This window comes from Streptomyces hygroscopicus subsp. hygroscopicus, assembly GCF_001553455.1.
In the GTDB taxonomy this organism is placed as follows: Bacteria; Actinomycetota; Actinomycetes; order Streptomycetales; family Streptomycetaceae; genus Streptomyces; species Streptomyces hygroscopicus.
In genome coordinates this window covers 63,691-76,700 of sequence record NZ_BBOX01000030.1, presented here as the reverse complement: position 1 = coordinate 76,700, position 13,010 = coordinate 63,691, and the positions used below count along the sequence as shown (strand labels likewise).

The window sequence follows — 13,010 nt, the reverse complement described above, 5'->3', positions numbered from 1 at the left end:
CCGCCACGGCGTGGCCGGGCTGCTGCCGCGGCTGGCCCGGATGGCGGTCAGCGCGGGAGAGCACCGGCACGCCCGCGAACTGCTCGCCGACCTCGAGCACCGCTGCGCCGGGGACCCCGACCCGCTGCTGGCGGAGGCCCGCCTGCTGACCCGGGCGGTGGTCGCCGGGGACGCCGCCGCCGCCGAGGCGGGCGCCGAACTGGCGCGCCGCCGCGCCCACCAGCCCGCCCTGGTGACGGCCTGTCTGCTGGCGGGCGAGCTCGGCGATGCCCGGAGGTGGCTGCGCGAGGCGTACGAGCTGGCCGGGCCGTTCGACTCGGCGCATCTGCGCCGGCGGATCCGGACGCTGATGCGGGGCCGGGGCGTCAGCGTCCCGCGTCCGCGCGCGCGGCGCGAGACGTTCTCCCCCACCGAGCTGCGGATCATCCAGCTGATCTGCGAGGGCTGGACCAACCGGCAGATAGCCCGGCGGGAGCGGATGAGCGAGAAGACCATCGAGGACCATCTGGTCCGGCTGTTCGCGCGGACCGGCTGCCGCTCCCGGGTGCAGCTGGCGACGGCGAGCCTGGCCGGGCGGCTGACCGCCGCGGGCCCGGCCCGGGTCTCCACATGAGCGGCCACGCGGTCGTCGGCCGCGAGGACACGGTCCGGGAACTCGTGGATGGTCCCGCCGGTGCCGCGGACGACGCGGGCCGCGGCCCGGCCGTCCTGACGGTGCTGGCGGGACCGGCCGGGACGGGACGCACCGCGGTGCTGGAGGAAGTGGCGCGCGAGGCGGCCAGGCGCGGGCAGACGACGCTGACGCTCCCGCTGTCCCGGCACGGCCGCATGGTGCCGCTGCAGGCGGCCGCCCGCCTGGCCGCCGCCCTCACCCGGCTGCCGGTCGCGGTCCGGCGGCAGGCTCCGGCGCGCCGCGGCCCGGACCGCGAGGCACCGGCGAGGTCCACCGGCATCGAGCAGGTCACCGCGGAACTCGCCCGGCTGCTGCTGGCCCGCCCCGGCCTCCTCGTCCTCGTCGACGACGCGCAGTGGCTGGACGCCTCCTCGCGTCAGGTGCTGGAACAGCTGGTGCACAGGCTGAACCGGTCGACGGCGCATTGGGTGTGCGCCGTACGCTCCCCCGTCGCGGCACCTCTCCCGCCCGCGCTGCGGCGGCTGGTGGCCGAGGGGGCGGCCCGCGTGGTGACGCTGCCGCCGCTGCCCCGGCAGGTGGCCGACCGGCTCGCCGCCGACCTCCTCCAGGCGCGTCCCGACCGCGCGCTCGCCAACCGGCTGCGCCGGGACAGCCGAGGCGTCCCGGCGGCGCTCCACGCGGCCATCGACGGCTACGCGGCCGCCGGGGCGCTGAAGGTGGCCGACGGCCGCGCCCATCTGCTCGGGCACACCGGTCCCGCCCCGCTGCCGCCCGGCCATCCGCTGCTCGCGCGGTTCCGGCTGCTGCCCGAACCGGTGTGGACCGTCGCGAAGGCGGCCGCCGTACTGCACCCCCTGCACGAGCGGCTGCCCCGGCTGGCGGCGGTCGCCCTCGGCCTTGACCCCGGGGAGACCGTACGGGCGCTGGAGACGCTGGTGGAGGAGGGCATCCTGCGGACGGCCGGGCGGGGGTGGCGGTTCGCGGTGCCGTACTGGGCCGAGGCGCTGGCCGGGGCTCTCGGCCCGTACGAGCGCCGCGAGCTGGCCCGGGCCGCCGTCACGGCGCTGTGGTCGGGCGAGGCGGGGCCCGTCACCGACGACTACCGGGCCGAGCAGCTGATGCGCTGCCGGCCGCTCGGCGAACCCGGGCGGATCGGCGCCGAACTGCTCGCCCTGGGGACGGCCGCGATGCCGCGCACCCCCGGGCCCGCCGCCCGGTGGCTTGCCGCGGCCGTCGAGTCTGCGGTCGGCGCCCGGCAGCGCGCCGTCGCCCTGGCGGAACACGCCAACGCCGGCTGCCTGGCCGCGGATCACGCGGCCGCCGCGCACAGCGCGGACCAGCTGCTGCGGCTGCGGGCCGGCCAACTGCCGCCGGGCGCCGCCCTGGACGCCCAGCTGGTGCGGGTGACCGCCCTGTGGGGGCTGCGGGACGTCGCGGCGGTACGGCGCATCGCCGCGGGCGAGCAGCAGACGGGGCACGACGCGGCGTCCCGGGCCGTCGGCCGGGCGATCGCCCTGTGCCTGCTCGGCCGCTGGGACGAGGCGTACCGGCGGCTGGCCGGCGCCCGGGGCTCCTGGGTGGGCGACGCCGCCGCGGCGGCCGTCGGCGAGCTGCTGCTCTCCTGCGCCGGGGCGGTCACCGGCCGCCCCGGCCGGTTACGGCAGCTGCTGGAGGCGCCCGGTGCGAAGTGGGCAGTCCGCTGCCCGGAGCTGTGGGCACGGGTGCGGGTGCGGACCCTGCTGGTGTGTCAGGAGACCGAGGGATCCGAACGGGTGCTGGCCGCCGCGCGGCTGCCGGCCGACCGGCTGTCCGGCGTGGACCGGGGCCTGCTCGCCTGGCAGCGCGGGCGCTGGGACGAGGCGTTGTACCACGCGCGGACGGGTACCGGCTCCGAGGCCGCCTCGGGCGCTCTCCAGCACGCGGTGGCCGGGATCCTGCTCGGCCGCGGGCGCCCGGCCGCCGCGCGGGCCGCGCTGGACGCCGCCCGCGCCGAACCGGCCACGTCGGGCCACCTGCTGGACGCCATGGACGCCGAGATCGCCTGGACCCTCGGCGACCCGGAACGGGCGGAGGCCCACGTCGCCGACGGGCTGGCCCACGCGGCCAAGGACGCGGTCGTCGCCGGCACCGGCGACCTGTGGCTCATCCGTGTCTGGCTGGCCGTCAGCCGCGGTGACCCGGCGGCGGCCCAGGAGGGGCTGGCCGGCGTCGAGCGGGCGGCCGCTCTTCTCGGGACCGCGCACGGCGCGGTGAACGCGCTGCTGGCCCGGGTCGCCGTCCACCGCGATCCGGCCGTGGCCGACCGGGCCGTGGCGCTGGCGCGGACGCTGGGTCAGCCGCGCGCCCTGGCCAGGACGCTGTCGGTGGTGGCCGCCACCGGATGCGGCGCCACGTCGCTGCTGAGCGAGGCCTATGAGCTGTACGGCGGTCTCGACGCGCTGCTGTACCGCTACCGCCTGCGCCGGCTGATGCGCGAACACGACGTGCCGGTGCCCCACCGCGCCGCGGCGGTGTCGGAGAACGACCGGCTGCTGGCCACCCTGATCGCCGAGGGCTCGACCAACCGCCAGCTGGCCACCGTGCTCCAGACCAGCGAGAAGAGCGTCGAGGGCGTACTGACCCGGCTCTTCGCCAGGACCGGCTACCGCAGCCGGGTGGACGTGGCCACGGCGATCCTGACCGGCGAGTACCCGGCCGGCGCGGGCCGGTGACCGCCCGGCCCCGCGCCCGGTTCGCGACATGCGGCCCGAACCCCGCGCCCCGCTCACGACACGCGGCCCGAACCCCACGCCCGGTCCGCGACACGCGGCCCGAACCCCACGCCCGGCTCACGACACGCGGCCCGAACCCCACGCCCCGCTCACGACACGCGGCCCGAACCCCACGCCCGGCTCGCAACGCCGTACGAACCCGGGAAATCCCTCGGCAGCATCCGGCCCGCCCCGTAACGGGCGCCGTTACAGTCCAGACACCGCAGTCGGTACATGCCCCAGAGGTCATAAGGAGTCACCAGTGACCACGCACCCCCCGTTGCCGCAGGCCCCGGAACGGCAGTTGCCCTTCGACCCGCCGCCCGAGTACGCCGCGCTGCGCGCCTCGGGGGAAGTCGTCCGGGTCTCCACCCCGGCCGGCTTCGACGCCTGGCTGGTCTCCGACTACGCCGGGGTGCGCGAGGTGCTCGGAGACGGGCGCCGTTTCTCGGCCCGGCCGGGGTCCACCGCGCATGTGATGCCGGGGTTCGACCCCGAGTCGCCGGTGGACGACCTCTTCACGCGCATGGACGGTCCCGAGCACATCCGCATCCGGCGCAACTTCGCCCCGCAGCTGTCGCACCCCCGCCGCCTGGCCGAGCTCACGCCGCTGGTCCAGGAGACGGTGGACGACGCGTTGGACGGGCTGAAGGGCGCCGCGCAGCCGCACGACCTCCACGTCAACTACTCGCGCCTGATCAGCACCACGGTGATCGCCGAGCTGATCGGGGTCCCGCAGGAGTCGCGGCACCTGTTCTACGACACCGCCAAGGCCCTGTTCGACCCGACCGGCAAGGCCACCGAGGAGCTGGGGCCCGCCCTCCTCCCGCTCTACGTCTACATGCAGGAGCTGGTCGCCGCCCGCCGCGCCGAGCCCGGCGACGACGTGGTGAGCCGGCTGATCGCCTTCAACGCCCAGGCCGAACGGCCGCTGAGCGACCATGAGCTGATCATGATGAACGGCGCGCTGTTCATCTTCGGCTTCGACGTCATCTCCTCGCGTCTGTCGGGCGGCCTGCTCATGCTGCTCTCGGACCGGTCGCGGTGGGAGCGGCTGTGCGCCGACCCCGGCCTGGCCCCGACCGCGGCCGAGGAGGTCGTCCGCTTCCTCGGCTCTCCCACGGGCCTGCTGCGCCAGGCGACCGAGGACACCACGGTGCACGGGCAGCCGATCGCCGCGGGAGACTACGTGGTGCTGGCGGTGCAGTCGGCCAACCGGGACACCGCCCTGCTGCCCGACGGCGACGTCTTCGACATGGCCCGCAAGCCGGGCCCGCACCTCGGCTTCGGCCACGGCGCGCACGCCTGTGTGGCCCAGCAGATCGCCCGCGTCCAGCTCACCGCCGCGCTGCGCGGACTCGCCACCCGCGTGCCGTCCCTGCGGCTGGTCAAGCCGCTGTCCGAGATCGAGTGCCGGGACGACAGCACCGCCCGCGGACCAGCGGAGGTCCCCGCGGCCTGGGACGAGGTACTTCCCCGATGAGGATCGTGGCGGACACCGGCCGGTGCATCGGGGCCGCGGTGTGCGCCCTGGCCGTCCCCGAGATCTTCGACCAGGACCCGGTGGAAGCGACCGTGGTCGTCCTGGACCCGGCCCCGCCGCCGGAGACACACGAGGCCGTACGCGAGGCGGTGGAGCGCTGCCCGTCCGGCGCGCTCCGGGTGGACGGCTCCACCGTCTCTGCCCGCACCTGACCCCACCCCGAAGGGACGCATTCCCCGTGACCGACACCACGGACACCACGGACACCACGCCGGTCGGCGTCTTCAACCGCTGCATGGAGCTGCTGCTCGTCAACGACATCCCCACGTTTCTGACCCTGGTCCACCCCGAGGCGGTCATGGAGTTCCCCTTCACCCCGCCGGGCCGGCCCCGCCGGATCGAGGGCGGCGAGGCGGTGCGCGAGTACTTCATGAACTACTCGCGGATGATGGGGACCAGCGAGGTCACCGACCTCACGGTGCACGAGACCAAGGACCCGGAAGTCCTCGTCATCGAGTTCGCCGGCACGTCCACCGCGACGGCCACCGGCGAGCAGGTCGACCTCGCCTTCGTCTCCGTGCTGCGCGTCCGCGACGGGCTCGTGCTGCACTACCGCGACTACTGGAACCCGCTCACCACCCTGGCCCTCAGTAACGAGGCCCCGCCCGGCGCCGAGGTCTAGCGGCGTACGCGGGCTGCGGGCGGCGTACGTGGGGCGCGGGCGGCGTACGCACCCCGCCTACGCCCCGGTCGAGCCCGGTTCCGCCGGACGCCCGGCGCGCGGCATGAAAGGCGTCGCTATCTGCTCGGCCGTGCGCTGGGCGAGGACCCGGGCGCGGAATCCGCGCCCGGCGACGGCGTGGTCGCGTAGCGGCCGATGAACTCGCGGATCTCCCGGGCGACGAGCTCGGGAGACTCGTAAGGGGCGAGATGTCCCGCCTCCGGCAGGAAGACCAGCCGGCCTCCGGGCATCGCACGGACGTCGGCGATCAACTTGTCCTGCGGGGCGATGGTGTCCCGGCCGCCGATGACGTAGCACACCGGCACGGCGATCCCGGACAGCTCCTCGGACATGCTCGTGTAAGCACCGCCACCGGGCCCGAGCCAGCTGCGCCAGAACCGCTCTGTGACGGCACTCGTCATCGTGCGCACGACATCGGTGGTCTTGCCCGGCTCCAGCGAGATGGCCCCAGTGGCCCGCGTGATGGCTTCGACGTCACGGAAGGAGTTGTGGAACCCTTCGATGACGGGATCGCCCGCCTCGGTACCGCCCGCGTTCCACGGCATGAGCGCCATGGCCGCGAACACCTGGCCGGGCCGGTCCAGAGCGATCCGCACACTGAGCGCGCCGCCGAAGGAGAGACCGACGAGGGCGAAGCGTTCGAGGCCGAGCTGATCACAAGCATCGGTCACCGTTTCGGCGATCCGAAGCAGAGGGCTGCCATCCCCGTCCCGGTGACGACGACCGCCGTGCCGAGTGCGGCGTCCCACTTCCGAACGGGGCGGCAGGCGACGCTTTCCGTGCGCAGGTCGCCGCGTTCCATGCCGTGGAGTATCACCACCGCCGGCATCGGACAGCCCGGTCGCACCGAGGACGTCGAAGGTGCCCTGCGTGCGGGTCGGGGACTCGGGGACGACGAGGAGGGTGAGGGCGATGCAGAGGACGCCGAGGCCGGCGGCCCCGTAGGAGAGGACGTGCCAGTCGGTGTGCTGGGCGACCAGGGCCGCGGCGGGCAGGGCGAGGCTGCCGCCGACGCCCATGGAGGAGCTCATCAGGGCCATCGCCGAGCCAAGCTTCTCGCGGGGGTATGTCGCGCATCAGGCCAATGCCGAGGGGTATCGCGCTCATGGCGAAGCCCTGGAGGGCCCGGCCTGCGGTCATGGTGAGCAGGTCGCTGGTGAGGGCGCTGACCAGCGCGCCGACGACCATCACCATGAGGCTGAGGCGTCATAGGGAACAGCCTCAAGACCGAGGGGTGGGTGGTTCCGTGCCGGATGCCGATGCACCCGGCTCAGCCCGTGGACTCCCCGGGCTGACGCAGGTGGCGACGGTCGCGCCGTCCGCCGAGGCGTCGAGGGCTTCGGAGGACGGCGGAATGGTGAGCGGGTGAGGCCACGGCTCACTCGACGGCGGACGCACTCTTCTTCCGGCCGGCTGTTGCCCATGGGCCAAGGGCGAACCTGTCACCGTCCCGTCGTACTTCCAGGGCCCCTGCGCCACCGAAGTGCGCCGGAACGAGCAGCTCCCGTTCGTCAGCCGCCCTCCCCAGAATCCGACGGCGGCTGGTCACCGCTTGTTCCGGGGCCAGGCAGGCGCTGCTGTTGCAGCAGGGCTCAAGGATCTGCACCGGGCTGTGCAGCAGATCTCCGACGAAGACGGCCCGGTCGCCGCCGGATGCGAGTCGCAGCACGGATGAGCCGGGAGTGTGACCGGGTGCGGACTCCAGGGAGAGGTGTTCGTCGATGCGGTGGAGGCCGTCCCACAGCACGGCCTGTCCGGCCTGGTGGATGGGGGCGATGCTGTCTTCGTAGATCAGGCGGTCGACCTCCTGCGCGCCGTTCCCGTACGCGTTGTCCGGACCGTAGTGGAAGTCGTCGGCGGCCGGAATGAGGTATTGGGCGTTGGGGAACGCCGGTACCCACTGCCCGTCCGCGTCGACGGTGTTCCAGCCGACGTGGTCGACGTGGAGGTGGGTGTTGACGACGACGTCGACATCCTCCGGGCGGACACCGGCCCTCGCCAGGAGGCCGAGGAAATCACTCCCGGCGTGGTGGAACGGCCCCATGCCCGGTCGCTCGCGCCCGTTCCCCGCTCCGGTGTCGACCAGGACGGTCCGGCCCGCGCTGCGCAGCACCCAGCTCTGCAAAGCAAGCACCACCAAGTCGCTGGCCGGCTCCCAGTGGTCCGGCGCCAGCCAGCCCTCGTTCTCCTTCCACACCTCGGCGGCAGCCCCCGGGAACATGCCGGAGGCAGGCAGGAACGGTTCGTGCCACTCAACAACCCGGATGACCTCGACGTCCCCCAGCACCATGCTCTGCACACTCTCGTTCTCGTTCATCACGCGATCGACCTTAAGAAAGGCCGAACGATCGTCTCAATAAGCATCCGGCTCAAGAAAATACGAATCCGTCTCATCCTTCATACGGCAGATATCCTCGATGGATGGATGTGGTGAGCGATGCGATCTCTGCCGTGCACCTCGGGCACCCCTGGTTCCACCGGCTGCGGACAAGCGGGAGCTGGTGCGCGCGACTGGACCCGTACGACGGCGCGGGCTTCTACATCGTCCTCAAGGGCCACTGCTGGCTACTGACCGACGGCAGCGCCCCCATACCGCTCGGCGTGGGTGACGCGGTGCTGCTGCCCCATGGCACAGGCCACGCGATCGCCGATTCCCCACTCGATGCGGCGGTCGCGGAGGAGAAGGCGGTGCCGTTCGAGCAATGGCTTGAGGAGACAGAGCCGCGAACCCAGCCCGATCGTTGCGAGACAGAGATGCTCTGCGGCACGTACTGGCTCGACTGCAGCCGCATGCACCCGCTCATGGCAGAGCTGCCTGAGGTCGTCCACCTTCCCAGCCGAGTAAGCAGCCACCTCGAACTCCGTGCCGCCATCGATCTGCTCGCCGGTGAGCTGGATGAGAGGCGACCCGGCTCCTGCGTGGCGCTCCCGAGCCTGCTCGACCTCCTCCTCGTCTACATGATCCGCGCCTGGATGACCGAGGCCCGCAGCGGAGCCTGGCCCCGCGTACTGGGCGACCCGGTGGCGGCCGCCGCCCTGCGGGCGCTGCATGCGAACCCGGCCGCGCCGTGGAGCATCGATCGTCTGGCGGCGGAGGCGGGCGTCTCCCGTCCCACCCTGGCGCGCCGGTTCACCACCCTGGTCGGCCGCCCTCCGATGGCGTACCTGACCTGGTGGCGTGTGATCCGCGCCGCCACCCTGCTCCGCGACACCCCGGACACCCTGGCCACCATCGCCGGCCGAGTCGGCTACGGCAGCCCGTACGCGCTCTCACACGCCTTCCAACGGGAGTTCGGCACCACACCGGGGCGGTATCGGGCGCAGGCCGCGGGACGAACCGCTGACGTCGAAACAACGGACAGCAGGAACCCGGTCAGGCAGTGACGCTCACGGCCAGCGCTCCACCATCACGGCCCAGGGCCCGGGAACGCCATCCACCCGGGCCAGGCATCCTCGAACTCCTTGTGGTCAGGGGCGATGAGGCGGACCCAGTCGTCTGCCGACCACGCCCAGAACGATGTTGAGGCCCCGCACCGAGGACCAGGAGACCCTCGCGTGGACCGGTTTGCCAGCCCTCCAGGGCTGATGAGGACCCCCGTGTCGGCGACCAGTTGGAATTCCCCAGCGGCGGCTACTTGGTGGGGAGTTATCTGGCCACCGATGTCACCGTGGTAATTCGTGGCACACAACGGCTGGCGGACGAGAGCGCAGAGGTCTGCCAGTGGGATGCGGGATACCTCGTTACAGTGATCGGTCCCGGCGGTGGTCAGGGCCTCGCGGTCGGTGGAACCCGGGTGGTGCGTTGTTGCACCTGCCGTAGCGGCATGTGGTGTCGTCGAGAGACACAGAACGAAAGGCTCCGTCTGCGATGTACCCCTCCGTCACACCGCCCCGCCAGGTCAAGATCGGCGCTGCTGCCGCCTTCGCCGGGACCACCCCACGCGCTATCCGCCACTACCACCAGATCGGTCTGCTGCCGGAACCCGAGCGCGGTGCAGACGGCCGCCGCCGCTACGGCTACGACGACATGATCCGCCTGTTGTGGATCCGCAGAATGGCGGAGGCCGGCATCAGTCTGGACGACATGCGAGCTGCCTTCGACGAATCCGGTGACATCGAGGAGACCCTGGCCCGGCTGGAGGAATCCCTGGCCGCCCAGGAGGCCGACATCAAACGTCAGCGCTCGGCCGTCGGGCGCCTGCGGGCTGTGGGCAGCCCGCAGGGCCTGCTCTCCAAGCTGGTGACGGATCGGCTCAGCCACCTGCCCCCTGGCGCATTGCGCGCCGCCGACATGGAGGCCCTGCTGGTCACGGAACGGATCTTCGGTCCGCTCGGCTCGGCACTACAGGCCAGCGTGTACATCGCGCTGGCCACCCATCCCGACCTACGGGCCGAGGAGGACCGTCTCGACGCGGCTGAGGCCGCCCTCGACGACGGCGTCGACCCCGATGACCCGCGCGTCGAGGAAATCGCCGTCCAGCGATACACCCACCACATGGCCCTCATGCGGGCCATCACGGCAGCCGGGCTGGACACGGCCGATGACGAGCTCTTCGAGACCCACGCCGACCTGGCAGAGGACACGCAGATGAGCGCCTTGGAGGCGATCACCAAGATGCCCTACGACTTCTCTCCTGCCCGCATGCGCTGCATGGAGCGCGTGGCACAACTCGTCGGCCAAGACGCCTGCGCAGACAGTTGATCGCCTGTGCCCGGTACCGACCTGGCGGGCATCCCATCGCGTCCGCCTGTACGTGACCGGCCACATCAGGAACCGGTCAATCCGCTCCCGCGCGGGCGACCAAGGGCAGCTGAACCGCCAGGTGTTGACGCCCAGTCGCAGGGCGGCACGGCCCAGTTCGTGGGCGGAACGCTCCACGTCCGCCGGGTCGGTGTCCGGTCCGAAGTCGGGCAGGCCGGGGACGAGGCGGTGCAGCCGCTTGGTCCCCCAGGGCTCCTGGTCGACGGCGACGAGCACGCTCGCGCCGGCGATGGCGCGCAGCCGTGTGGTGAAGTCGGTGAACTGCTGCGGGGTCTCGGTTGTCTGCCGCTCCTCGGTCATGGCACGGGCTACGTACTCGGCGCGGGACTCTCCGATGATCACGGAGCGGGTGCCGGAGGCGAGCAGTGAGGCCAAGGAGTCGGGGATGGTGAATCCGTCGACCGCGGGCAGCAGGACGGCGTGAGCGTCCCGCGTGATGGTGGTGGTCATGTCGGGCAAGTCCTCACTCGGTTCGCGGTGCGGTGCGGTGCGCCCCGCGCGGTGGCCTCGTCAGACGGTTGTGAGGACACCTCGGCCGCGATCCGGCGCTTGGCGTCGAGGGCCTCGTGGGCGCGTCGTGCGAAGGGCGGCTCCTCGCCCCTGAGCAGCGGTGTGGCGTGGCCTGGCACCGCTTCCTCGCCTTCCCGAACAGCTGGTTCAAGCGCGACGCCACCGGTGGGGCTACCCCGACGTGCCCGACCTCAACGCCGTCCGCGAAGCCATGGTCCGCATCGCTTCGATCGACAACCTCGCCAAGCGGGTAACGGACGAGACCATACCCGCCTGGCGAGGGACTGCCGAGGGACTGCCGGCGTGTAAGGGGTGATTCACCTACATCAAACGCCCTGTCAGAGGTGCTGTTCCGTGGCCCTGGTCCGCTGGTACTCGTCCTGCCGCTCGTCCGTGATGTACGCCGGCACCGGGAAGTCCCACCAGCCGGGCACCCAGGGGCCGGCGGCGTCGCGGTCCGTCGGTACCTCGACCAGGGCCGGGGCGCCCGACTGGACGGCCTTGCGCAGGGTCGGTTCCAGCGACGCGGCGTCGTTGACCTTCCACGACTCGATCCCGAAGGACCGGCCCATGGCGGCGAAGTCGGGACTGTACGGCGAGCCGTCGGGGTACGAGAACTCGACGCCGATGTGCCGTGAGGTCTGCTTGCGCTGGCCGCCGCGGATCGACATGTAGCCGGCGTTGTTCTGCACGACGAAGACCACCGGGGCGCCGGCGGTGACGCTCAGGGCGATCTCCTGGGCCGTCATGAGGAAGTCGCCGTCGCCGAGCACGCACACCACGGGGCTCTCCGGCCGGGCCAGTTTCGCACCGATGGCGGCCGGTACGGCCCAGCCCATGGAGGAGAAGCCGCCGGAGGTGAGGTGCGTGCGCGGCGAGTAGACCGGGAAGGTCTGCTTGACCGCGCCCTGGGTGTTGCCCGAACCGGCAACGATGATCGCATCGCGCGGGAGGACGGAGCGCAGGGCGCCCAGCGGGCGCTGCGAGGTGAACGGGAAGCGGTCGCTGTCGCGGCGGCTGGCGAGCTTCTCCTCCCACTGCTCCTTGAGCGCGGCGAGTTCGGCCAGGTACTCGGTGCGGTCGGCGCCCTTGGCGGGCAGCGAGTCCACGATGGCGGCGACCGCCCGTTGCGCGTCCGCGACGATGCCGACCTCGGCCGGGTAGTTCTTGCCGATCTCGTGCGGGTCGATGTCGATGTGGATCAGCTTCGCGGGCGGGATGGAGAAGGTGACGCCCTTGGCGTAGCTGGAGGCGGACCAGTCGGTGAAGCGACAGCCGACGGAGACGACGACGTCGGCGGAGCCGGCGATGGCGTTGCCGACGATCGTGCCGGTCTGGCCGACGCTGCCCGCGAACAGTTCGTGGTCCTCCGGGAAGGCGCTCTTCCCGTTCCATGTGGTGACGACCGGGATCTTCCACCGCTCGGCGAGGGCGAGGACCTGGTCGGACGCCTCGGAGGTGATCGCACCGCCGCCGACCACGATGACCGGCCGGGTGGCCGCGCGCAGCACGTCGACAGCGCGTTCCACGGCGTCGGGGTCGGGGTGCTGGCGGCCGACGGGGAGGCGCCGTTCAAGGTCGTGGAGCTCCACGTGCGCGGCCTCGGCCTGCACGTCCATCGGGACTTCGAGGTGCACCGGGCCCGGACGGCCGGTCAGCATGGAGTTGAAACAGCGGTGCAGGACGAAGGGAAGCTCCTCGACACGGGTGACAACCCAGTGCCGTTTGCTGACGGCTTCGGCCACCTTGGGGAAGTCGTTGGCCGTGTAGCGGTCGAGCTCCTGGAGCAGTCCGTGACCGCGCATATGGGTCGGCGGGCCGCCGGTGATGACCAGGACGCTGGTGGAGTCGGTGAAGGCGGTGGCCATGCCGATGACGGTGTTGCTGGCGCCGGCGCCGATGGAGGTCACCGCGGCCTGCGGGCGGCCGGTGACCCGGTAGTAGCCGTCCGCGAGGTGGACGGCGCTCTGCTCGTGGAAGGTCTGGATGAAGGGAATCTTGGATTCGTCGTCGAGGAAGGCGTCGGTCAGCGACCAGATGCCGTGGCCGGGAATGCCGGCGACGTAGTCGACTCCGTAGTTGCGCAGGGTCCGCGCAACGATCTGGCCTCCGGTGAGGACAGGCATGGG

Annotated in this window: 11 protein-coding genes and 2 pseudogenes; 8 read left to right on the top strand and 5 right to left on the bottom strand. The window is 72.3% G+C overall.

The window, feature by feature from the left end; genetic code table 11:
* The 5 genes from AXW62_RS04700 to AXW62_RS04680 all read left to right on the top strand — a co-directional run.
* Window positions 1–613, top strand: a 613-nt coding sequence (locus AXW62_RS04700; protein ID WP_169808109.1) for a helix-turn-helix transcriptional regulator, incomplete at its 5' end; no start/stop codon positions are given.
* A complete protein-coding gene (locus AXW62_RS04695; RefSeq protein ID WP_060943362.1) occupies window positions 610–3,345 on the top strand; it encodes an AAA family ATPase in 2,736 nt (911 codons plus the stop codon). The genes AXW62_RS04700 and AXW62_RS04695, both read left to right, overlap by 4 nt.
* 301 nt (window positions 3,346–3,646) lie before the next feature.
* A complete protein-coding gene (locus AXW62_RS04690) occupies window positions 3,647–4,867 on the top strand; it encodes a cytochrome P450 (RefSeq protein WP_060943361.1) in 1,221 nt (406 codons plus the stop codon).
* Entirely contained in the window at window positions 4,864–5,079 is a 216-nt protein-coding gene (locus AXW62_RS04685; protein ID WP_060943360.1) for a ferredoxin, read from the top strand. The genes AXW62_RS04690 and AXW62_RS04685 overlap by 4 nt, the downstream gene beginning before the upstream one ends.
* A 26-nt stretch (window positions 5,080–5,105) precedes the next feature.
* Complete coding sequence (locus tag AXW62_RS04680) at window positions 5,106–5,549, top strand: nuclear transport factor 2 family protein (RefSeq protein ID WP_060943359.1); 444 nt, start codon at window positions 5,106–5,108, stop codon at window positions 5,547–5,549.
* A gap of 116 nt (window positions 5,550–5,665) precedes the next feature.
* On the opposite strand, the gene AXW62_RS04675 is transcribed toward AXW62_RS04680, so the two are convergent.
* The 3 genes and pseudogenes from AXW62_RS04675 to AXW62_RS04665 all read right to left on the bottom strand — a co-directional run bounded on the left by AXW62_RS04675 (window position 5,666) and on the right by AXW62_RS04665 (window position 7,926).
* Window positions 5,666–6,358, bottom strand: coding sequence for an alpha/beta fold hydrolase (locus AXW62_RS04675; RefSeq protein ID WP_338918912.1), 693 nt, complete (start codon window positions 6,356–6,358; stop codon window positions 5,666–5,668).
* Window positions 6,359–6,439: 81 nt separating this feature from the next.
* A pseudogene (locus tag AXW62_RS40460) lies at window positions 6,440–6,812 on the bottom strand (MFS transporter); the annotation flags it as partial.
* 175 nt (window positions 6,813–6,987) lie between these two features.
* Entirely contained in the window at window positions 6,988–7,926 is a 939-nt protein-coding gene (locus AXW62_RS04665) for an MBL fold metallo-hydrolase (RefSeq protein WP_214516838.1), read from the bottom strand.
* A 104-nt stretch (window positions 7,927–8,030) separates the two neighbouring features.
* Between AXW62_RS04665 and AXW62_RS04660 the strand changes: the two genes are divergently transcribed.
* The 3 genes from AXW62_RS04660 to AXW62_RS04650 all read left to right on the top strand — a co-directional run bounded on the left by AXW62_RS04660 (window position 8,031) and on the right by AXW62_RS04650 (window position 10,795).
* On the top strand, window positions 8,031–8,993 hold the full coding sequence (locus AXW62_RS04660) for an AraC family transcriptional regulator (RefSeq protein WP_060943356.1): 963 nt from the start codon (window positions 8,031–8,033) through the stop codon (window positions 8,991–8,993).
* Between the two features lie 484 nt (window positions 8,994–9,477).
* Window positions 9,478–10,311 carry a MerR family transcriptional regulator gene (locus tag AXW62_RS04655; protein ID WP_060943355.1) on the top strand — a complete coding sequence of 278 codons (834 nt, stop codon included), beginning with the start codon at window positions 9,478–9,480 and terminating at the stop codon, window positions 10,309–10,311.
* Between the two features lie 289 nt (window positions 10,312–10,600).
* Window positions 10,601–10,795, top strand: a complete 195-nt coding sequence (locus tag AXW62_RS04650) for a hypothetical protein (protein ID WP_143712746.1) — start codon at window positions 10,601–10,603, stop codon at window positions 10,793–10,795.
* A gap of 76 nt (window positions 10,796–10,871) precedes the next feature.
* On the opposite strand, the pseudogene AXW62_RS45465 reads toward AXW62_RS04650, so the two are convergent.
* Window positions 10,872–10,994: pseudogene (locus AXW62_RS45465) on the bottom strand (decarboxylase); the annotation flags it as partial.
* Between the two features lie 225 nt (window positions 10,995–11,219).
* Window positions 11,220–13,007, bottom strand: a complete 1,788-nt coding sequence (locus AXW62_RS04645) for a thiamine pyrophosphate-binding protein (RefSeq protein ID WP_060943353.1) — start codon at window positions 13,005–13,007, stop codon at window positions 11,220–11,222.
* Window positions 13,008–13,010 lie beyond the last annotated feature (3 nt).

Bases quoted from the DNA above. Each gene is read 5' to 3' on its own strand.
- AXW62_RS04685 (WP_060943360.1), top strand. From the start codon at position 4,864: ATGAGGATCGTGGCGGACACCGGCCGGTGCATCGGGGCCGCGGTGTGC.
- AXW62_RS04695 (WP_060943362.1), top strand. From the start codon at position 610: ATGAGCGGCCACGCGGTCGTCGGCCGCGAGGACACGGTCCGGGAACTC.
- AXW62_RS04645 (WP_060943353.1), bottom strand. From the start codon at position 13,007: ATGCCTGTCCTCACCGGAGGCCAGATCGTTGCGCGGACCCTGCGCAAC.
- AXW62_RS04665 (WP_214516838.1), bottom strand. From the start codon at position 7,926: ATGAACGAGAACGAGAGTGTGCAGAGCATGGTGCTGGGGGACGTCGAG.
- AXW62_RS04655 (WP_060943355.1), top strand. From the start codon at position 9,478: ATGTACCCCTCCGTCACACCGCCCCGCCAGGTCAAGATCGGCGCTGCT.
- AXW62_RS04650 (WP_143712746.1), top strand. From the start codon at position 10,601: ATGGCGCGCAGCCGTGTGGTGAAGTCGGTGAACTGCTGCGGGGTCTCG.
- AXW62_RS04660 (WP_060943356.1), top strand. From the start codon at position 8,031: ATGGATGTGGTGAGCGATGCGATCTCTGCCGTGCACCTCGGGCACCCC.